This is a genomic window from Streptosporangium sp. NPDC051022 (genome assembly GCF_040683035.1).
In the GTDB taxonomy this organism is placed as follows: domain Bacteria; phylum Actinomycetota; class Actinomycetes; order Streptosporangiales; family Streptosporangiaceae; genus Streptosporangium.
Window position 1 is genome coordinate 156036 of record NZ_JBFBCF010000009.1, and the last position, 19468, is coordinate 175503.

At 70.1% G+C, this 19468-nt stretch carries 14 protein-coding genes and 1 tRNA gene; 2 read left to right on the plus strand and 13 right to left on the minus strand.

Going from position 1 to position 19468, the window contains the following annotated elements; translation table 11 throughout:
• Positions 1-37: 37 nt before the first annotated feature.
• The 8 genes from ricT to topA form a co-directional block, all read right to left on the minus strand.
• Positions 38-889 (minus strand): regulatory iron-sulfur-containing complex subunit RicT, encoded by an 852-nt coding sequence (gene ricT / locus AB0N02_RS17865; RefSeq protein WP_363947562.1) that lies wholly within the window; start codon positions 887-889, stop codon positions 38-40.
• Between the two features lie 450 nt (positions 890-1339).
• Positions 1340-2494: a glycosyltransferase family 4 protein gene (locus AB0N02_RS17870; RefSeq protein ID WP_363947309.1), complete on the minus strand. Its 1155-nt coding sequence runs from the start codon at positions 2492-2494 to the stop codon at positions 1340-1342.
• Positions 2491-3237, minus strand: a complete 747-nt coding sequence (locus AB0N02_RS17875; RefSeq protein WP_363947311.1) for a hypothetical protein — start codon at positions 3235-3237, stop codon at positions 2491-2493. The genes AB0N02_RS17870 and AB0N02_RS17875 overlap by 4 nt, the downstream gene beginning before the upstream one ends.
• Before the next feature lie 200 nt (positions 3238-3437).
• Positions 3438-4925, minus strand: coding sequence for a hypothetical protein (locus tag AB0N02_RS17880; protein ID WP_363947314.1), 1488 nt, complete (start codon positions 4923-4925; stop codon positions 3438-3440).
• Positions 4922-5428, minus strand: coding sequence for a SigE family RNA polymerase sigma factor (locus AB0N02_RS17885; RefSeq protein ID WP_363947317.1), 507 nt, complete (start codon positions 5426-5428; stop codon positions 4922-4924). Before AB0N02_RS17885 ends, AB0N02_RS17880 begins: the two co-directional genes overlap by 4 nt.
• 156 nt (positions 5429-5584) lie before the next feature.
• Complete coding sequence (locus AB0N02_RS17890; protein ID WP_363947320.1) at positions 5585-6766, minus strand: DNA polymerase III subunit delta'; 1182 nt, start codon at positions 6764-6766, stop codon at positions 5585-5587.
• A 21-nt stretch (positions 6767-6787) separates the two neighbouring features.
• On the minus strand, positions 6788-8854 hold the full coding sequence (tmk, locus tag AB0N02_RS17895) for a dTMP kinase (RefSeq protein WP_363947323.1): 2067 nt from the start codon (positions 8852-8854) through the stop codon (positions 6788-6790).
• 343 nt (positions 8855-9197) lie between these two features.
• The gene (topA, locus tag AB0N02_RS17900) at positions 9198-11849 is read right to left on the minus strand and encodes a type I DNA topoisomerase (protein ID WP_363947325.1); all 2652 of its coding nucleotides are present in this window, start codon (positions 11847-11849) and stop codon (positions 9198-9200) included.
• A gap of 156 nt (positions 11850-12005) precedes the next feature.
• Between topA and AB0N02_RS17905 the strand changes: the two genes are divergently transcribed.
• Positions 12006-12191, plus strand: coding sequence for a DUF5703 family protein (locus tag AB0N02_RS17905; protein ID WP_363947328.1), 186 nt, complete (start codon positions 12006-12008; stop codon positions 12189-12191).
• A 233-nt stretch (positions 12192-12424) separates the two neighbouring features.
• On the opposite strand, the gene AB0N02_RS17910 is transcribed toward AB0N02_RS17905, so the two are convergent.
• From AB0N02_RS17910 to AB0N02_RS17920, 3 genes are all read right to left on the minus strand, one after another.
• A complete protein-coding gene (locus AB0N02_RS17910) occupies positions 12425-14422 on the minus strand; it encodes a chaplin family protein (RefSeq protein ID WP_363947331.1) in 1998 nt (665 codons plus the stop codon).
• A gap of 275 nt (positions 14423-14697) precedes the next feature.
• Complete coding sequence (locus AB0N02_RS17915; RefSeq protein WP_363947334.1) at positions 14698-15336, minus strand: hypothetical protein; 639 nt, start codon at positions 15334-15336, stop codon at positions 14698-14700.
• Between the two features lie 113 nt (positions 15337-15449).
• Positions 15450-16757, minus strand: coding sequence for a M20/M25/M40 family metallo-hydrolase (locus tag AB0N02_RS17920; protein WP_363947337.1), 1308 nt, complete (start codon positions 16755-16757; stop codon positions 15450-15452).
• 164 nt (positions 16758-16921) lie between these two features.
• Between AB0N02_RS17920 and AB0N02_RS17925 the strand changes: the two genes are divergently transcribed.
• Positions 16922-17007: transfer RNA gene (locus AB0N02_RS17925), tRNA-Leu, on the plus strand.
• Between the two features lie 751 nt (positions 17008-17758).
• Here AB0N02_RS17925 and AB0N02_RS17930 read toward each other — a convergent pair.
• Both AB0N02_RS17930 and AB0N02_RS17935 read right to left on the minus strand, forming a co-directional pair.
• Positions 17759-18070 carry a hypothetical protein gene (locus tag AB0N02_RS17930; protein ID WP_363947340.1) on the minus strand — a complete coding sequence of 104 codons (312 nt, stop codon included), beginning with the start codon at positions 18068-18070 and terminating at the stop codon, positions 17759-17761.
• Between the two features lie 604 nt (positions 18071-18674).
• Complete coding sequence (locus AB0N02_RS17935) at positions 18675-19247, minus strand: zinc ribbon domain-containing protein (RefSeq protein WP_363947343.1); 573 nt, start codon at positions 19245-19247, stop codon at positions 18675-18677.
• Positions 19248-19468 lie beyond the last annotated feature (221 nt).

Genomic DNA, 19468 nt, shown 5'->3' on the forward strand with positions numbered 1-19468 from the left:
CCCGGACATCGTCCCGGAACCGTCCCGGGGTGCCGGCCTACCGCTCGGGATCGCCCCCGGCGACCGTGACCGCTCCGCCGTACAGCGTGTCGTGCTGTTTGCGCGGGGAGCAGACCGAGGCCGAGGAGCACGCGCAGCGCCGTCCGCCGTCGTCCAGGCGGACCACGACCGAGTCGGAGGGGACGTTGCGCCCGACCACGGTTCCCGACCCCTCGGGGGTGTCCACCTTCGCGCCGACCCGGGGCATCCTGGTGTGCGCCTCGGTGTAGAGGGGGTGTTCGTACTTCAGGCAGCACATCAGCCGCCCGCACGCCCCGGCGATGCGCATCGGGTTGACCGGCAGGTCCTGGTCCTTGGCCATGCGCACGGAGACCGGCTCGAAGTCCTTGAGGAAGGTGGCGCAGCACAGGTCACGGCCGCACGGGCCGATCCCGCCCTGCAGGCGGGCCTCGTCGCGGGGTCCCACCTGGCGCAGTTCGACCCGGGCGCGCAGGTTCCTGGCCAGGTCGCGGACCAGGGCGCGGAAGTCGACGCGGTGGGGGGCGGAGAAGTAGACCGTGTAGACGTTGTCGGAGTCGAGATAGTCGACCCCGATGACCTTCATCGGGAGCGTGTGCCGCTTGATCAGGCGCTTGGAGACGCTGCGGGCCTCCGCGCGCCGCCGCTTGTTGCTCTCGTCGCGGGTCAGGTGCTCCTCGCCCGCGAGACCCGCGCACACCGGCAGCCCGTCGATCTCCTCGCTCGTCCACTGGGGCGCCCAGACGCACTCGGCGACCTCGGGACCCGCGTCGGTGGGCACGAGCACCTTGTCGCCGATCTTCGGGCTGTGGCCGCCCGGATCGAGGTAGTACAGCCGGCCGTAACGGGTGAAGCTCACGGCCATGATCATGCTCATGTGGCTCCAAAGCTGCTGGGGGTACGGCTAAGCGCCCACCAGGCCACCCTACGCGCCGGAACCGCCCCTGGGGACTCCGAGAGGAACGGGAACGAAGAAGAGGAAAAGCGGAGGGCGGGCATCGAGAGCCGCCCAGGAAAAGACGCAGGAGAAGGAAGGAAACGGGGAGAACGGCCCGAAGGGCGGTGCGACGCACGAAGACGCGTGCGGTTCGGCATCTCTCCTTGCGCGCCAAACACCTCTGGTCGACCGCATTGGAGCCGCCCGGCGGTTCCCGGGCCGCCGTGACGATCGCCTTCCGGTCGGCACCGGCCCGCGGCACGGCCCTGAACGACTCCGGCATGTCGTTCACGGCCGTGGCCTGGTCACCCGGCATGAGCAGCGCCGGCCGTACCGGTCCGAACCAGGGCGTGGAAGACGGAGCGGACCGGATGAGCCGTGGGTTCAGCGTGTCAGGTCGGCGAGGGCCTTCTCCCAGCGTTCCGCGATCATGGAGATGGCGTAGTTCCCGGCTGTTCCGAGGGCGTTCTCCGCCATCCTGCGTCTGCCCTCGTCATCGTCGATCATCCTGAGCAGTCCGGCGGCGAGGGCGTCGATGTCGTCGGGCGGGACCAGCAGGCCGTCGTGGCCGGAGGTGATGATCTCCCGAGGGCCGCGGGGGCAGTCGAAGCTGACCACCGGCACACCGCAGGCGAACGCCTCGATGATGGTCATGCCGAAGCCCTCGAAACGGGAGCTGACCGCGTGGATCGAGGCCTTGGCGAGCTCGCCCTCGATGTCGCCGGTCGGTCCCATGAACATGACGTTGTTGTGCAGGCGCAGTTTGACGGAGAGCCTGAGCAGCTTGTCGGCGACCCGGCCCTCGCCGTAGATCCGCAACTTCCAGTCCGGGCGCTTCTGGATCACCTGGGCGAACGCCTGCAGCAGCCGGTCGTAGCCCTTGACCGGCACCAGCCGCCCGGCGGCCAGCACGATCCGGTTCTCCTGCCTGGAGCGGGGACGCGGCCCTCCGGCCAGCCCGTTGCCGATGGTGTAGACCCGGGTCGGCGCCCGGTCGAGCATGGCCCGGTAGTCCCGCTCGTCCGCCTCGGTGAGGGTCACGAGCGCGTTCAGCCTGGGGTACCACTGCCGGATCTCCTCGAAGATGCCGGGCTGGTGGGCCTCGAAGTGCAGGTGCTCCTGGGCGATCGTCACGATCTTCCTGCGCGCGAACCGGGCGGCCATGATGTTCAGCCCGGCCCTGGTGGTGACGAGCACATCGGTGCGGAGCCGCTGCAGCTCACGCTTGAGGACCTCGTCGCTCCACGCGCTGAAGGAGGAGTAGGCGCGTTCCTCGGGGTGGATCAGCGCGCTCTCCCGCGCGCTCAGCCGCTCGGCCTTCTTCGTGTACGGCCAGCGGACCCGCGCCCCCGGACGCAGGTCGACCAGCGAGCGCAGCCTGACCTTCGGCCCCAGCGGCAGGAAGGGCCGGTCCGCGTGCTGGAAGACGCTGATCACCTCGACGTCGTGCCGCTGGGACATCTCGGTGGCGAGGTCGAAGGTGGCGCGGATCGTGCCGCCCATGCCGTAGGCGTTGAGGATCAGATAGGAGATCTTCACGAGCTCTCCTCCTCGACGGTGAGGGCCACGGCCAGGCCGTCGGTCTCGGTGTAGTAGGGCCGGACCCTGATCCGGTCCACGTACTGGGCGGGGAAGCGCACCTTGGTCTTCTTGTCGGTGACGTCGTCGAGACGGGTGGCGAGCGGCAGCCGTACCCCGCAGGCCTCCGCGTGGAGGTCCCAGAAGACCCGCCGCCTCGTCTGTCCCTCGGCCATGTGCGCTATCCGGACGCCGCCCTCGAAACGCCGTCCCGCGAAGGTCGCGGGCCCGCTCACCGGCCGCGTCCCCTTCCTGGGCACGGCGACGAGCGTGGCCGGTCCCTCGATCGGCTCGCCGTAGGCGATCAGGCCCCTGATCTCGATCACTCCGTCGTCGGAGACGACGCCGGTCACCTCGACGTACGGTCCGACCTCCCGGACCGCCAGGGCGAGGGTGCCCGCCGAGGTCCGGAAGGCCTTGACCTCCCGGTCGCGGGGCGTCCCGGCGTAGGCGAGCAGCCCGTCCAGGGAGAAGCCCGGATCGTCGGTCGCCAGAGGCTCGCCCCGGTGGGAGGCGAGCCAGATGCCGGGCCGCAGGCCGCTCAGGCCCGCGGCCGCCCGTTCCTCGCCCGTCTCTGCGTGCCGCAGGATGATCTCCCCGTCATCCGGCTCCGGCCATTCGACGCACAGGGTGTCGTCGCCGTTCACCCGGCTGGTGACGGCTCGCCTGCCCCCGGACACCGTCACCCCGCCATGTGCTCCCATGCTGACCAAGAGTCCCCCGGTCCTTCGCTGCCATCCCCGTAAAGCAGGACATTGTTCGGTAGGTTTATAACGAATGCATCGAAATTCGCTGGGAATTCTAACGATGCACACTCAACCTTTGAGGGGAATTAGCCGGGAATGGTTCCATTCGATCTAAGATCATGTGACGGGGACCGTATAACCGTGTGAGTGCACCTCTCTCACCAGCCGATATACGTCAGATACGGCTCCCGCACCTCCAGTAGCCCGCGGTAGCGGCCCGCGTCGACCGCGCCGAACTCCTGCCCCCGCTGGACGAGCAGGTGCCCGCCGGAGCCGTCCGCGTCGACCAGTCGAAGGCCGCCCAGCCCGTCCCGGTAGAGCACGCCGGTCTGGCCGCCACTGCCGAAGTCGAACGTCGCGATCTCCGCGGGGCAGGGCACGAGCCTCATCCGGCCGTCCTCTGCACGCCCGGCGATCCTGCCCAGCGCCGCCGTGAACGACCGGCCGTCGGCACTGATCCGGATCCCGTGCACCCCTTCGGGAGCGTCCGGGGACGGCCGGAGCCGTAGCCGCCTGGCCGTGTCGAGACCTCCTCCGACGACCTCGGGGTCGAGCACCCACACCTCGGGGTCGTCGAACCCCATCTCGAAGGTCATCACCGGCGCTTTCGGATCCGGGTCGACGGCCAGCACCGTTCCCGTGTTCACGTCAAAGATCATCCGCGTCTGCCAGCCCGGCCCTCCCCCCGAGCTGCCCCGTTCCCTCCCGGCGGGCGGCGGGCTGACCGTGATCGTGGGCGTCGGCGTGGCCGTACAGTCCCTCGTGGACACCGGACCCGCCGTCAGGGAAGTGCGGGGATGAAGCAGCCGCTCACCGGTCCGTGCCGTGAGGCGCTGGAAGGCGACCGAACGGCCGTCGGCGGTGATCGAGACGTTCAGGACCTGGCCCGCCTGGCGCGAGGTGAACACCCGGCTCCTGCCGGTCGCCAGATCTGTCACCCCGAGCCGGCTCCTGTCTGCCGCCGGATCGGTCAACCGGAGTCGTCCGGGCGCCTCCATTTCCCCCCCGCACGGCGCCAGGCTGTAGGCCAGCTTCGAGCCGTCCGCGCTGACCGCGAGCGACGTGGGCTCGGTGCCCTCGGGCACGGCGATGTGAAGTGCGTCGGCCCCCGTCACCTTGCCCGTCCGGCCGAGTTTCACGCGGAAGAACCGGGTCTCGCAGCTGTTGAAGGCGATCGCGGTGTAGAAGGCGTCCCGTGCCGCGTCCACCAGGGCGAAGCGCCCTCCCACGGACCGCGCGGCCTTCCCGCCCGTGCCCGAAGCCGGACTTCCGCCGACGTCCGAGGCCGAGGGAGCCGGACTTCCGCCGACGTCCGAGGCCGGGACTGGCAGGGCGAACCTGCCGGTCCTCTCGCCCGTGTCCGAACGGCGGAAGACGACCTCGCCGCCGTCGCCCACGGCGAAGAACTCCGGGCCCGCCCCCGCGACCGGACCGGCGGAGCCGTCCCCCCGTCCCGCCTGGATGACCGCGCCCGCCCCGGCCACCACGCCGGTCACCGTCGCCGCCGCCACCAGCGGCACGGCCCACGACCTCCGTGTACGGCGCCCTCCCGCGCGGCGCGCCTCCGGCCGGAACGGAGGGACCTCCTCGACGGTCTTCCCCACGGCCGTGGCCGCGTCCCGCAGCCTGTCGACGATCTCGTTCACGGGTTCTCCCCCAGCAGACGGCCGAGCGCGTGCAACGCCCGGTGGGTGGTGGACTTGACCGTCCCCCGGCCGATCCCCATGGCCTGGGCGGTCTCCTCTTCGGACAGGTCGGCGTAGAAACGCAGCAACAGCACCTCGCGCTGCCGCGTGGGCAGTCGCCGGAGGGCCTCCATGACGGCCCTGCGCTCGTCACCGAGCATGGCCGCGGACTCGGCGGACCAGACGGGCGGCTCGTAGGTCCCGGCGAACCAGGAGGGCAACCGTCTGCGCCGCAACACGCTGCGCGCGTTGTTCAGCACGGCACTGCGCAGGTAGACGAGCGCCTTGCCGGGATCCCGCAGCCCGCCGAAGCGGCGGTGGAGGCCGAGAAAGGCCTCCTGGACCACGTCCTCGGCGGATTCGCGGTCCCCGACCATGACCAGGGCCAGCCGGGTCAGCCCGAGCGCGTGCTCGGCGTAGAGCCCGCTGATCGTCTCAGCGGGCTCGGGTCTGCCTAGGTCCAACGTTTCGGCCTGCATGACCAAGAGACGTGAAAACCGGCCCGGGGTTGCTCGGGACGGCGTGACTTTCCCCGCACCCCGGGTCCGCCCGGGACGACGTACCCTTCCCCGCGACCACGGGGTGGTCGGCCCCCGGCCGCCCAGCGGGACGGCGCGGCGTCAGAGTCCCGGCTGCCTCAGCGAGATGGTCATCGCCTCGACGGCCATCTGCGGGTTGACGTTGGCGGCCAGCCTCTCGCGGCAGCGCATGATCGCGTCGATCCTGCGCAGGGTGTCCTCGGGCGAGGAGGAGCCCGCCAGCCCCTCCAGCTCGGCCCTGCGGTCCTCGTTGGCGAGCTCCACGTGCGCGCCGAACTGCACGGCCAGCACGTCACGGTAGAACGCCACCAGGTCGAGCAGCGCCGCGTCGATGACGTCGCGCTTGGTCCTGGTCGCCCGCGACTTCTGCCGGTCCTCCAGCTCCTTGAGCGCTCCGGCCCCGCCCCGGATCAGGCCCTTGTTGAGCCCCTTGCCCGAGGATCCCTCACCGTAGATCTTCCGCAGCTCGGCGATCTCGGACTCGTTCAGCACCGAGGTGACGGCCGCCGCCTCCTCCTCCGCGGTCTTCACCAGCCGCTCGGCCGCGACGACGCACTCCCCGACGCCGGTGAGCGAACGGGGGATGGACAGCACCGCGTCACGGCGCTTGCGCGCCTCCTCGTCCAGGGCCAGCCTGCGGGCCCGGTCGATGTGCCCCTGGGCCGCCCTGGCGGCGAACTCCGCCATCGCGGGAGGCACGTTCTCCCGGGTGGCCAGCACGTGGGCGACCGCCGCGGTCGGCGGCGTGACGAGCGTGACCAGACGGCAGCGGGACCTGATGGTGATCATCATGTCGTCCGGGGCCGGCGCGCAGAGCAGCCAGACGGTCCGCGGCGGCGGCTCCTCGATCGCCTTGAGCAGCGCGTTGGACGCCCCCTCCGTGGCGCGGTCGGCGTCCTCGAACAGCACGACGCGCCAGCGCCCCAGGGTCGGGGCTCCGGCCGCGCGCAGGATGAGCCGGCGGGTGTCCTTGATCCCGTACGACAGTCCCTGCGGGCGGACGATCTCCAGGTCCGGGTGGGAGCCGATGGCCACCTGGTGGCACATGTCGCAGTGGCCGCACCCCTGGTCGGGGCAGAACAGCGCGGCGGCGAACGCCCGCGCCGCCTCCTCCCTGCCGGACCCCGGGGGGCCGGTGAACAGCCACGCGTGGGTCATCCCCGCCCCGCGCCCGCCGGCCAGGAGCTCGGCCCCCGCCCGCGCGGCCCGGCGGAGCGTCACGGCCGCCCGCTCCTGCCCTACAAGGTCATCGAAGACTCCCACGCCATCAACCTACCGCCGGGATCAGTCACGGATGACGGGGATGGTTCCGGTCGCGTCCTCCGACTCCTGCGGCACGGGGTCGGGCAGGATCTCGCGCATCCGGTCGTGGATGAGAGCGGAGATCTGCTCCTGGGTGAGCGTCCCGTCGACGACCAGGTAACGCTCCGGGGCCGCGGCGGCCAGCGCGCGGAACTCACGGCGCACCCGCTCGTGGAAGTCCAGCGGCTCGGACTCGATCCGGTCGGCCGCCCCGCCGAGACGCGCCAGCCCGACGGACGGCGGGGTGTCGATGAGCACGGTCATGTCGGGGACGAGCCCGCCGGTGGCCCAGTCGTTGATCTTCACGACCTCGGCGGGGTCCAGTGCCCGCCCGGCGCCCTGGTAGGCCAGCGAGGAGTCGACGTAGCGGTCGGAGATCACCAGCGAGCCCCGCTCCAGGGCCGGGCGGATGACCTTCTCCACGTGCTCGGCGCGGTCCGCGGCGTACAGCAGCGCCTCCGAGCGCGCCGACAGCCCCTGGTGCACGGCGTCCAGCAGGATCGCGCGCAGCCGCATGCCCACCTTGGTCGAGCCCGGCTCCCTGGTCTGCACCACGTCGAAGCCCTGGTCCCTGAGCCAGATCGCCAGCAGCCGGGACTGGGTGGTCTTGCCCGACCCCTCACCGCCCTCGAAGGCGATGAACATCCCCTTCGGCTGCTCGGCGCCCTCCGGCGCGAAGCCCCGGCCCCGTACCGCCGCGGCCAGATCGGCGAGGATCGGCACCCCCTTGCGGTCGTCCATCTGCCGCAGCGCGACGAATCCGACGACGACCGCGAGCAACCCGCCGATCAGCAGCACCAGGTTGGAACCGTCGAACACGTAGATCGTCTCCTTGCGGAAGACGATCTCGCGCCGGCCGAACAGGCCCGCCAGCGTCGGCGCGACCGCGACGACCAGCAGCAGGGTGACCCGGGCGAGGGACTGCAGGAAGGAGAACGTACGGCCGCGCAGGCTGTCCTCGACCTCCAGCCCGATCATGGTGTAACCGATGATCCAGGCGGTTCCGGCGCACGCCCCGAGAAGCACGGTGAGCATGACGACGATCGCCAGGTTGTGGACGAGCGCGATCGCCGCGAGCACCACCCCGGCCACGATGATCGACAGCCCGAACAGCCTGCGCCGGGAGAGCTCCCGCAGGAGCCTCGGGCCGAAGAACATGCCGGACGCCATGCCGACGAAGACCGCCCCGAACACCACGCCGTAGGCCGGGTCGCCACCGCCGAGCGCACCCACGTAGATCTTGGCCACGCCGACGACCGCGCCGCCGGCCGCGAACGCGCCGAGCATGCCGATGATCAGGCCCCGGATCGGCCTGTTGACGCCGACGAACCGCCAGCCGTCGACGATCTGCCGCAGCACCGACGGCGTCGAGACCGCGGCGGTCTTCGTGTGGGCCTTCGGGATGTCCTTGAGCGTGAAGATGATGACGGCGGACACCAGGTAGGCGAGGGAGTTGATGAACAGCGCCAGGTAGGTGTCGCGGGCGGCGAGGTACGGCACGAAGGTGCCCAGCACGTCGTCGACGAACGACAGCACCGCGAACAGCAGCGCGGCGACCGGGGCCGTGCCGTAGGTGACCAGGAGGTTGAGCTGGTTGGCCTCCTCCAGCCGCTCCTTGGGCACCAGGTTCGGCACCGTGGCGTCCTTGGCCGGGACCCAGAAGAGGTTGACGCACTCGACTAGGAACGTGGCGATGATCACCCACTGGTAGTTGCCGATCAGCGGGATCGACAGAACCAGCGCGAAGCGCGACAGGTCGGCGAAGACCATCGTCAGCCTGCGGTCGAACCGGTCGGCGAACGCTCCCGCGAGCGGGCCCAGCAGGATGGCCGGGAGCATCTTCGCGACGAAGACACCGCCGATCGCGAAGCTCTGGATCTTGTAGCCCGCGCCCGCCGTGAGGTTACCCGCGAGAGCGGTCAGCGCGATGATGTTGAGCCAGTCTCCGAGACTGCACACCGACATGGCCGTCCACAGCTTGCGGAACGGCGCGTTCGCCAGCACGTGGGTGGGCTTGCGGCGCGCGGTGCTCCGGCCAGGGATGGTCATAATGTCAGCGTATCCAGGTGCTCGCTGGGCTGGGGAGAACACGGGTTCGGGCGGAAGTGTCCCTCCGCTCGTCGCACGAGGGTAGTACGTACGACCCGTCCTCCGCAGCGAACACCGGTGGAAAACAGTCCATCGGCGCCGATGTCGCCGGAGTTTTCCGGCGCGGAGTCCATCTTTCGGAGATTCCCCGACACATCGGGTCCCCTAGCCCTTCAGAACCCGGGTCCCCTGGCCCTTCGGAACCCGCCGGCCTTCGGGCCCGGGACATCTCCCGGGCCCGGAGCGAACGCCGGATCACGCCCTCGCCGGGGGCCGCGATCCCCCGGCCACCCGGACGACGGGGTCAGGCCTTGGCCTTCGCGCGGGTGGTGGGGCGCTTCTTGGGCGCCGGGCCACGGGCGCGGCGGTCGGCGAGAAGCTCGGCGGCACGCTCGGTGGTGATCTGCTCAACCTCGTCGCCCTTGCGAAGCGAGGCGTTGGTCTCACCATCGGTCACGTAAGGGCCGAAACGCCCCTCCTTGACCACGATCGGCTTCTTGGAGACGGGGTCCTCGCCGAGCTCGCGCAGCGGGGGCGCCGCGGCGGCGCGGCCCCTGCCACGGGTCTTGGGCTGGGCGAACAGTTCCCTCGCCTGCTCCAGGGTGACCGTGAACAGCTGGTCCTCCGACGCCAGCGAGCGGGAGTCCGTCCCCTTCTTCAGGTAGGGCCCGAACTTGCCGTTCTGCGCCGTGACCTCCTGGCCGTCAAGCTCGCCCAGGGTCCTGGGCAGCGAGAGCAGACGCAGGGCGTCGTCCAGGGTGACGGTCTCCAGGGACATCGACTTCAGCAGCGACTCGATGCGCGCCTTGGGAGCGTCGGCCTTCTTGGTCTTCTTCTTCCCCTCGGCGGGCGGCTCCTCGGGAAGGATCTCCGTCACGTACGGGCCGTAACGGCCGTCCTTGGCCACGATCACATTGCCGGTGACCGGATCCTTGCCCAGTTGCCGGTCGCCCGACGGGCGGGAGAACAGCTCCTCGGCCATCTCGGCGGTCAGCTCGTCGGGCGCCAGGTCCTCGGGGACGTTCACCCGGGCGCCCTCCCGGTCCAGGTAGGGACCGTAGCGGCCGACCCGGATCATGATGTCGGTACCCCGGATCGGGAAGGAGCTGATCTCCTTGGCGTCGATCTCGCCGAGATCGGTGACCAGCACCTTCAGACCGTCGTCACCGTCGTCGCCGAAGTAGAAACGCCGCAGCTCGGGCACCCGCTCCGCCCGGTCGTTGGCGATGTCGTCGAGCACCTTCTCCATGTCGGCCGTGAAGTCGTAGTCGACGAGGTGCCCGAAGTGCTGCTCCAGCAGGTTGACCACCGCGAACGCCAGGAAGGACGGCACCAGGGCGGTGCCCTTCTTGAACACGTAGCCGCGGTCCAGGATCGTGCCGATGATCGACGCGTACGTCGAGGGACGGCCGATCTCCCGGTCCTCCAGCTCCTTGATGAGCGAGGCCTCGGTGTATCTCGCGGGCGGCTTGGTCGCGTGCGCCAGCACGTTGAGCTCGGCCGCGGTGAGGCGGTCGCCCTCGGCCAGGTTGGGCAGGCGCTTCTCGGAGTCGTCGCGGTCGGTCGACGGGTCGTCCGCGCCCTCGACGTAGGCCTTCAGGAAGCCGTGGAAGGTGATGGTCCGGCCGGTCGCGGAGAACTCCACCCGCTCACCGGAGCCGGACGTGCCCGACACCTTGACGCTGATCGACTCGCCGACCGCGTCCTTCATCTGGGACGAGACGGTTCGCTGCCAGATCAGCTCGTACAGCCGGAACATGTCACCGGTCAGCCCGGTCTCGCCCGGTGTGCGAAACTCCTCGCCGGAGGGGCGGATCGCCTCGTGCGCCTCCTGGGCGTTCTTCACCTTGCTGGTGTAGACGCGCGGCTTGTCGGGCACGTAGGCGGCGCCGTACAGCTTGATGGCCTGGCTGCGGGCGGCGGCGACGGCGGTCTCCGACAGCGTGATGCTGTCGGTTCGCATGTAGGTGATGAAACCGTTCTCATACAGGCGCTGGGCGACCTGCATGGTGGACTTCGCGGAGAAGCCCAGCTTCCGGCTGGCCTCCTGCTGCAGCGTGGTCGTCCGGAACGGCGCGTAGGGCTTGCGGGTGTACGGCTTGCGCTCGACCGAGGCGACCTTGTAGGCCGTACCGGCCAGCCTGCCGGCCAGCGCCCGCGCGGCCTGCTCGTCCAGGTGGAGCACGTCGGCGCTCTTGAGCCTGCCGTTGCTCGCGAAGTCGCGGCCCTGGGCGACGCGCCTGCCGTCCACGCCGGTCAGCGTGGCGGTGAACTCGTGCGGAGACTCGTCGCGGCCGGTGTCGAACAGCCCTTGCAGGTCCCAGTAGCTCGCGCTGGTGAACGCCAGACGCTCACGCTCGCGCTCCACGACCAGCCGGGTCGCCACGGACTGCACGCGCCCGGCGGACAGGCGGGGCTTGACCTTCTTCCACAGGACGGGGCTGACCTCGTAGCCGTAGAGGCGGTCGAGGATGCGGCGGGTCTCCTGGGCGTCGACCAGGCGCAGGTTGAGGGCGCGCGGGTTGGCCACCGCCTCCTGGATCGCCCGGGGAGTGATCTCGTGGAAGACCATGCGGTGCACCGGCACCTTGGGGTTGAGCACCTCGCGGAGGTGCCAGGCGATCGCCTCGCCCTCCCGGTCCTCGTCAGTGGCGAGATACAGCTCGTCGGCGTCCTTGAGCAGTTGCTTGAGCTTGCTCACCTGCGCCCGCTTGTCGGGGTTCACGACGTAGAGCGGCTCGAACTCGTGCTCCACGTTGACGCCCAGGCGGGCCCAGGACTTGCTCTTGTACTCCTCGGGGATGTCGTCGGCCTTCTCAGGGAGGTCGCGAATATGCCCGATGCTGGACTCCACGACATAGCCGCGGCCGAGGTACCCGGCGATGGTCTTCGCCTTGGAAGGCGACTCGACGATCACCAGGCGGGTTCCGCCGGCGTTGCCGTTCTTGGCTGGCACGCTGCTTCCTACCTCGCTGTTCGCATTCGTTCCCCGTCCACTTCCACTCGGGTTACCCGATCTGGATCGGGCACACTCCCAAGTAAAGCCGCAAGGACGCACAATAAAGCCCTATGGGAGCCGACGTCCCCTGCCCACCCTCGGAGACTAATCGCTGTGCTCGACTACTCCTACTTGGTTCTCCATCTTCCGCGTGGCACCTCCCGGGACATGGCCCGGCGGATACTGACCGAACACGCAGAATACGGCGACTGGGAACTCGACCGTCTGCGACTGTATCCCGACGGCCGCCGTGACATCCGACTGCGTCGCAAGATCATACGTGTGACCAGGACGATGTGACCATGCGCACGGCCCGTGACCTCGGTCATCGTCCGTCTCCCCGCGCGGCCCGCGACCCCGGACATGGCTTTGCCCGTCCCGGGCCGCGCCCCCGGAACGGGCAAAGCTTCTCCGCTCCGGCGGGCGGGTGAGGACCGGGCCCTGATGGCCCCGGCCTCCCCTCGCCCGCGCGAAGCGTCTATGCGTCTCCTTTAGAGGATCAGAGGAGACATGTCTGGCGGGTTACCGATGCCTTACTTCTTGGCGAAGCGGATACGGCGAGCGGTCACGAAAAGCGTGGCGGAGGCCGCGGCCATGGCGCCGAGCAGAAGGGCGAACAGCGAACCGGAGTTCATCCCGGTCACGCCGATCGGCTGGGCCGCGCTCATCAGGCCGACGGGCAGGGAGGTGTCGACGGGCAGGCCGCCCTTGGCGGGCAGAGCGCCGCCGGCCGGGGTCGAGGAGAGCAGGCCGGTCGCGGGGGCGAGGACCGAGTCCGGCTTCCGCGGCGCGGACTGGGCACCGCGGCCCTGGACACCGCGCCCCCGGGCGCCACGGCTCTGGGCACCGCTGCCCTGGATACCACTGCCCTGGATACCGCTGGCGACGCCGGACAGGCCCGAGCCGCCGGTCAGGTCAGAGGTCTTGGGCAGCCCCGAGGACACCGGCAGTTCGGGAAGCTCGGGCAGACCGGCCAGATCGCGCGCCCCCTGGACGAGGGGCAGCGAGCGGACATCGGAGGCACCGGCCGGACGCGGCCGGGCGCCCGCGCCCTTCATCCTGTTCAGATCGGGGACGACGGGAAGGGTGGACATCAGGCCGCTGGTCCGGTGCTTGGCGGCCGCACCGGTCCACCGGGCGTCGCGCAGCCCACGACGGGCCGCCGCCGACCCGCCCGCGTGAGAGCCGCCGAGGCAGCCCGCGGCGGCGTCGCCCAGCACGGCGACCGCGTTGCCGCAGACGTTGACCGGCGCGGTGATCGGCGCGACCACCTGGTTACCACCGGCCACCGACCAGTTGCCCGAGGTGGTGTTGCCGCCCGCCCCGCGACCGCCACCGGCGGGCCCGCTGACCGACGCGCCGCCCTTGCAACCGGCGAAGGCGCCACCGAAGAGCGCCACGGCGTTGCCGCAGACGTTGACCGGCGCGTTGACCGGCGCGACCACCTGGTTACCGCCGGCCACCGACGGCCTGCCCGACGTGATGTTGCCGCCGGCGCCGCGGCCCGTCCCGGCACCGCCGCCCTCGATCGACGCGCCGCCCTTGCAGTCCGCGTCGGCGTTGCCGACCGCGTTGCCGCAGACGTTGAGCGGCGCGGTGATCGGCGCGACCACCTGGTTACCGCCGAGCACCGACCAGTTGCCCGACGTGATGTTGCCCCCCGCGCCCGGCTGTCCGCCGGGGCGCGGGCCGTGCCCGCCCGAGTGGCCGCCCGGGTGCCCGCCGGGGTAGCCCGGCTTGCCCGGCCAGCCGGGCCCGCCCGGACGGCCCGGCCGTCCCGGCGTGCCGGGAACCTCGGCGCCTCCCTTGCAGCCGGAGAACGCCCCGCCGAACACCGCGGCCGTGTTGCCGCAGACGTTGATCGGCGCGGTGATCGGCGCGACCACCTGGTTACCGCCGCCCACCGATCCCCTGCCCGAGGTGGTGTTGCCGCCCGCCCCGCGACCGCCACCGGCGGGCCCGCTGACCGACGCGCCGCCCTTGCAGCCCGCGACGGCACCGCCGAAGATCGCGGCCGCGTTGCCGCAGAGGTTGATCGGCGCCTTGATCGGCGCGTTGACCTGGTTGCCGCCCAGCACGCTGTGGTCACCGCTCGTACGGTTGCCACCGCTCCCGCCGCCGCTGCCGGACCGCCTGACGGAGGCGCCGCCCTTGCAGCCGGCCTCGGAACCGCCGAGGACCGCCAGTCCGTTGCCGCAGGCGTTGACGGGAAGGTCGATCGGCGCGTTGACCTGGTTGCCGCCCAGCACGGATCCGTTGCCGGAGGTCCTGCCGGGGACGCCGGACGAGCCGCCGGAGGGGCCGGTGTCCTCGACGGAGGCGCCTCCCTCGGACGACCCTCTCGCGTGGCCGCCGACGGCGGCGCTGTTGCCGCTGATGTCGATCGGCAGGGAGATCGGGAGGTTGACCTGGTTGCCGCCGGCGACCGAGTGGTCGCCCGAGGTGTCGGCGAAGGCCGTACCGCTGCCCAGGGACATGACACCGAGCGCGAGCAGTGCTGCGGGAGCCGTGCCCTTAACCCACGTACGCATGAACTTATGCTCCTTGCGGTTTTTTGGGGGAATACCTGACGTCTCGCGAGCGGCGCGAAGCCATGCGGAGTCAGCCGAGAGCCCGCACAGCGGCGGCCTCGACAGCCGTCACGAGGAAAACTGGGACCTACTCATCGCCGTTGATGAGGTGTGCGGCGGAGCGGCTCACCGGAGATTTCCGGAGACTCACCGGAGGTTTCCGGAGAAAGGAGTCGGGCACGCTCCGCGACCGGCAGGCTCCACGGAGGGAAGCCGGGCCGGGCCGTAGGACGGGATCAGTCAGGAGAGAAAGAGGGGTCGTCCGCCGCTGTGCGAACCGCGGGGGGAAGCACGCATGCCTGTGGGACACGCCGCGCCGTCAGCCGCGGGTCGTAGACGAACCGCGTGACATCCCCCACGCCCGGCCCCGAAAGACCGGATCCACCGCTGGTCTGGGGCACGAATCCATTGGCGCCAGAACTGTGGTCAACGGTGGCGGGTGCCGGGAGGCCCGGCTTGGACTGGCTGGTGAGCCCGTCCACATGCCGCCCGGCCATGGCCTCGGCGTTGCCCGTGGCCAGGAGTCCGCCGCTGTCCGGGGGGAAGACATCGGCCTGGAAGGCCGATCCGGCAGCGGCTGAGCCCGGGACGCCGGAGCCGGCCGCTCCTGTCGCCGCGGTGGTGTCCGCGGCCGCCGGAGCGGCACCGAGGAGCCCGAAGACGACCGCGAGCAGCCATCCGGCGGCGAACAGGCCGCCGACTGCGAAGGCCCGCCTGACGATCGGCCGGGCACCGGCCGCGAACCGCGCCATCCGGCCAGCCCGGGCGAAGACGGCATCGTCAGCGCCTTCGGCGTCGTCAGTGAGAACGGTCACGGGCACGCGCGGGGCGGCGGGCGAGGACGCCCTCCACTGCCCGTGCGGCGTGCGTGCCACGTGACCTCCCCGAAGCTCCCGGCCGGGCCGCCCATGAGGCAGGCCCGGCCCCTCAACGGAGAGTTACGCTACCACCACGCCGAGTCAGCGCGATGGGTTTCCGCAAGAACGGCTCAGCACCCGTCCAGGAAGCGGTCAAGCACCCGGACCCCGAACCGGAGCGAATCCACCGGCACCCGCTCGTCCACCCCATGGAACATCCCGGAGAAGTCCAAGTCCGCGGGAAGCTTGAGCGGCGCGAACCCGAACCCGCGCATGCCCAGCGTGCTGAACGCCTTCAGGTCCGTGCCCCCGGAGAGGGTGTACGGCACGGCGAGCGCCCCCGGGTCCTCCGCCAGCAGCGCGTCGGCCATGGCCCGCACCAGGGGCCCGTCGAACCCGGTCTCGATGGCGATGTCGTGATAGACGAACTCCCTGGTCACGTTGGGCCCGAGCAGCTCGTCGAGGGTCTGGAAGAACTCCTCCTCGTATCCCGGCAGGAACCGGCCGTCCACGTGCGCGGTCGCGGTCTGCGGGATCACGTTGGCCTTGTATCCCGCCTCCAGCATGGTGGGGTTGGTGGTGTTGCGCAGCGTGGCGCCGATCATCCGGGCCAGCGGGCCGAGCTTGGCCACGGTCGCCTCGGGGTTGTCCAGGTCGAGTTCGAGCCCCAGGGCCCCGGCGGTCTCGGTGAGGAAGGTGCTGACCGTCTGCGTCAGCCGTACCGGCCACTCATAACGCCCGATGCGCCCGACCGCCTCGGCCAGCTCGGTGACGGCGTTGTCGCCGTTGAGCATGGAACCGTGCCCGGCCCTGCCGGTCGCGGTGAGCCGCATCCAGGCGATGCCCTTCTCCGCCGCCTCGATGAGATAGAGCCTGCGTGCCTCGTCGATGGAGACGCTGAACCCGCCGACCTCGCCGATGGCCTCGGTGCAGCCGTCGAAGAGGTCCTTGTGCTCGGCGGCCAGCCAGTGCGCGCCGTACGTGCCGCCGGCCTCCTCGTCCGCGGTGAACGCCAGTACCACGTCCCGCGGCGGGCGGCGGCCCTCGCTGAGCCGCTGGCGGACGACGGCGAGGATCATCGCGTCCATGTTCTTCATGTCGACGGCGCCCCGGCCCCAGATGCAGTCGTCGGCGATCTCCCCGCTGAGCGGGTGCAGGGTCCAGTCGCCCGCGTCGAACGGGACGACGTCGAGGTGCCCGTGCAGGAGCAGCGCGTCCCGGGAGGGGTCCTCCCCCTCGATGCGGGCGACCACGTTCGCCCGCCGGCTGTCCGACTCCAGGATCTGCGGCTCCAGCCCGACCTCGGCCAGCTTCGCCGCCACGTACTCGGCCGCGGCCCGCTCCCCGGGCCCGGCGTTGTCACCCGCGTTGGTCGAATCGATCCGGATCAGGTCACGGCACAGCCCCGCGACCTCGTCCTCACCGTTGAGCGCGGTCATGGCGACTCCTTAGGATTGATACGGCTTGCGCCTCCATCCTGCCGCCGCCGAGGCCGTCTCGGCATCCCCGGCCGACCGGCTCGCATACCGATATGACGCAAGCCCAAGAGTTTGCTAACCTGAGTCCGCCGACGCGGGATGACGGTCCCGCGTGCAGGCACCAAGTCCGGGTGGCGGAATAGGCAGACGCGCTAGCTTGAGGTGCTAGTGCCCTTTGCGGGGCATGGGGGTTCAAGTCCCCCCTCGGACACAAACCCTTGGACGATATCGTCCTGGTCAGTGCTCGCACTGACCAGGACTTTTCGCTTTCCGGGGTGGTAGGTCAACCGCATCCCCAAAGCGGCGTAGATCCTGGCCTTCCGCTCGGGATCGGCCTCGTTCAGCACCCGGACAGCATCACCCAACTCCCCTAACATGACCGCCAGGCGCTCATGGTCGAACCGAACGACCCGAACCGGCGACATCCTCCGCAGCTTGTTCTCCGCCTCTGCTTTCCGGGCCTGTTCCTCCCTGATCCACCCCGCCACCGCCGCAGGGTCGGCCCCGGCCTCCAACGCGGCCTGATGCAGCGACAGTTTCCGATCGGAATCGGCTATCTGCCGCGTCAAGGCGGCCCCCTGGTCGCGGGACGACGGGACGTCTCGTGCTCCCGCCAAGGTCCGCAGCGTGCGCTCCAGGTTGCCCAGGGCGAACAGGCCACCAGGAGCTTGACGACGCTGCCCTGATCAGACTCTTTTTCATCCAAGACGCCGCCACGAGGCTGCCGCGCGCATTCACCCGCCCGGCGCACTGGAGCACCGGCACAGCCCGCCCCGGAATCTCGAACTCGAAGGCGCTGGGACCCTCGGAAGCGCCGGGGGCCTCGAAGACGCCCAGAACCTGGAGAACGCCCAGAATCCCAGGGAAGCCCAAGCGCTCGAAGCCGTCCTGACCAGGACGCGCGCATGTGTGCGGCGCGGCCCTGCTCCGGCCGGGCCGCGCGTATGGGGTCCGGGACGGTGTCAGCGCGTTTCGATCCGGATGCTGAGGATCGGGTGATGGGCGATCCTGGTGTAGGAGGTCTGCCCGGCGGGCACCCACGGGCTGTCGATGGCGAGGACCCCAGCGTAGTAGTGACTCTCCATGACGACGACCCGGTGCTGGTACGCGCCGCTAGGGCAGTAGCTGCTGATCCCGTGCTCGCCGGGGATGGGGTCGAGCTGGTAGCTGCATTCGGCGGGCCAGGCGTTCGCGCCTGAGGCCGTGGCGGTCACCAGTCCGGCCGTCGCCAGGACGCTGACGAATGCGGTCGCGGCCCATCTTCTCACGTTCATATGGTGCTCCTTGGGGGGTGGCCGGAATGCCTTCGCGGCAGACCAGCGCATTTACAGTTAGGAAACTTTCTTAAAAGAAGTAAATGTGGGCGTAGGGGGGGCGTCAATATGCCCGCGGTGGTTCAGGTGTCAAGTTCCGGACAACCGTCACGGCGAAAAGGCCTCCGCACACCCGCGCGCCCGTCCGGCCGGGGTTTCAGCCCCAGCGCGGCCCCGGTTGCCCAGGGGGCATGCGAAAACGGCGGCCGCGTGGTCACCGGGGTGACCACGCGGCCGCGGGGTTCTCGTTCCGAAGGAATCCCAGGTGAGAAGCCGACGGAACCAGGTCATCTTCGCTGGATCGATGAGCCTCAGTGCTGAGGAGCTCAAGAGAGCAGCCCGACCAGCCTTGATGAACTACAACCAACGGTGCCCAACGCAACTCTTGAGGAGCCCACCACAGACAGCACGACAGGTGCCAGGAAGGTAAGAGCCAGCCGAGGTCAAGAGAGGTCTAGCCAAGGCTTGTCAAGAGAGCCCAAAAGATGGGAGAACGGTTCAAGTCCCCCCTCGGACACAAACCTTTTGCACATGTGGGGTCGGGAGTAATCCGGGCCTCCACGAGTCATTTCTGGGGCCGGTAGGTCAGCCGCAGCCCGATCTGGGCGTAGATCTCGGCCTTGTCCACCGGGTCAGCCTCCTGCATGACCTGCACCAGGTTGCCAAGAGCGTTCATCACCGTGTTGATCTCCTCTCGTGTCATGCACCGTCGGGCGCCGGTCTGTCGCAGCTGGGCCTGGGCCGCCGCGCGCTGAGCCTGGGTCTCGGCCATCCATTGGGTGACAAGAACAGGGTCCGCACCCACCTCAAGCGCCGCCCGGTGCTGGGCGAGCTTACGATCGCACTCCGAGATCCTCTGGCTCGCGGCCTCCGTCCCCGGACCATGGTTGACCTGCCCGTACTCGGCGAGGAACCTGACGGTCTCCTCCCGACGACGCTGACCGAACTCCACCGCCAGCCAGGCATCCAGCGCGGGCAGGACCTCGTCCTCCCGCAGATAGACGGTCTTGGGATGATCGAGATCGTTGGCCAGGGCGTACTCGGCCAGATAACGACACCGGTAGTAGGGGTGCCGGTGATTCCAGTTGCCCTGCATCCTGCGGTCGCAGTAACCGCAGAAGAGCACTCCGCGCAGCACGCAGGGCCTTCGGGTCCGGTGCGGCGTGTGGGTGGTCGGCCCCTTCCCCGACCGGCGAGGATTTCCTGAGTCTGCTGGAACTCCTCAAGCGAGACCAAGGGTTCATGGGTGATCTGCTCGGACCAGATCCACTGGTCGGCGTCGTTCCAGCGCTGCTTGGTCATGTGGCCGACGACCGTGACCCTCCTCGTTGCCTTCGCGGCAACCGCCGTACTGGCCGA

Excerpts from the sequence above, each read along its gene's own strand:
- tmk (WP_363947323.1), bottom strand. The coding sequence starts at position 8,854 with ATGACCATCCCTGGCCGGAGCACCGCGCGCCGCAAGCCCACCCACGTG.
- AB0N02_RS17920 (WP_363947337.1), bottom strand. The coding sequence starts at position 16,757 with ATGACCGCGCTCAACGGTGAGGACGAGGTCGCGGGGCTGTGCCGTGAC.
- AB0N02_RS17910 (WP_363947331.1), bottom strand. The coding sequence starts at position 14,422 with ATGCGTACGTGGGTTAAGGGCACGGCTCCCGCAGCACTGCTCGCGCTC.
- ricT (WP_363947562.1), bottom strand. The coding sequence starts at position 889 with ATGATCATGGCCGTGAGCTTCACCCGTTACGGCCGGCTGTACTACCTC.
- AB0N02_RS17875 (WP_363947311.1), bottom strand. The coding sequence starts at position 3,237 with ATGGGAGCACATGGCGGGGTGACGGTGTCCGGGGGCAGGCGAGCCGTC.
- AB0N02_RS17930 (WP_363947340.1), bottom strand. The coding sequence starts at position 18,070 with ATGAACGTGAGAAGATGGGCCGCGACCGCATTCGTCAGCGTCCTGGCG.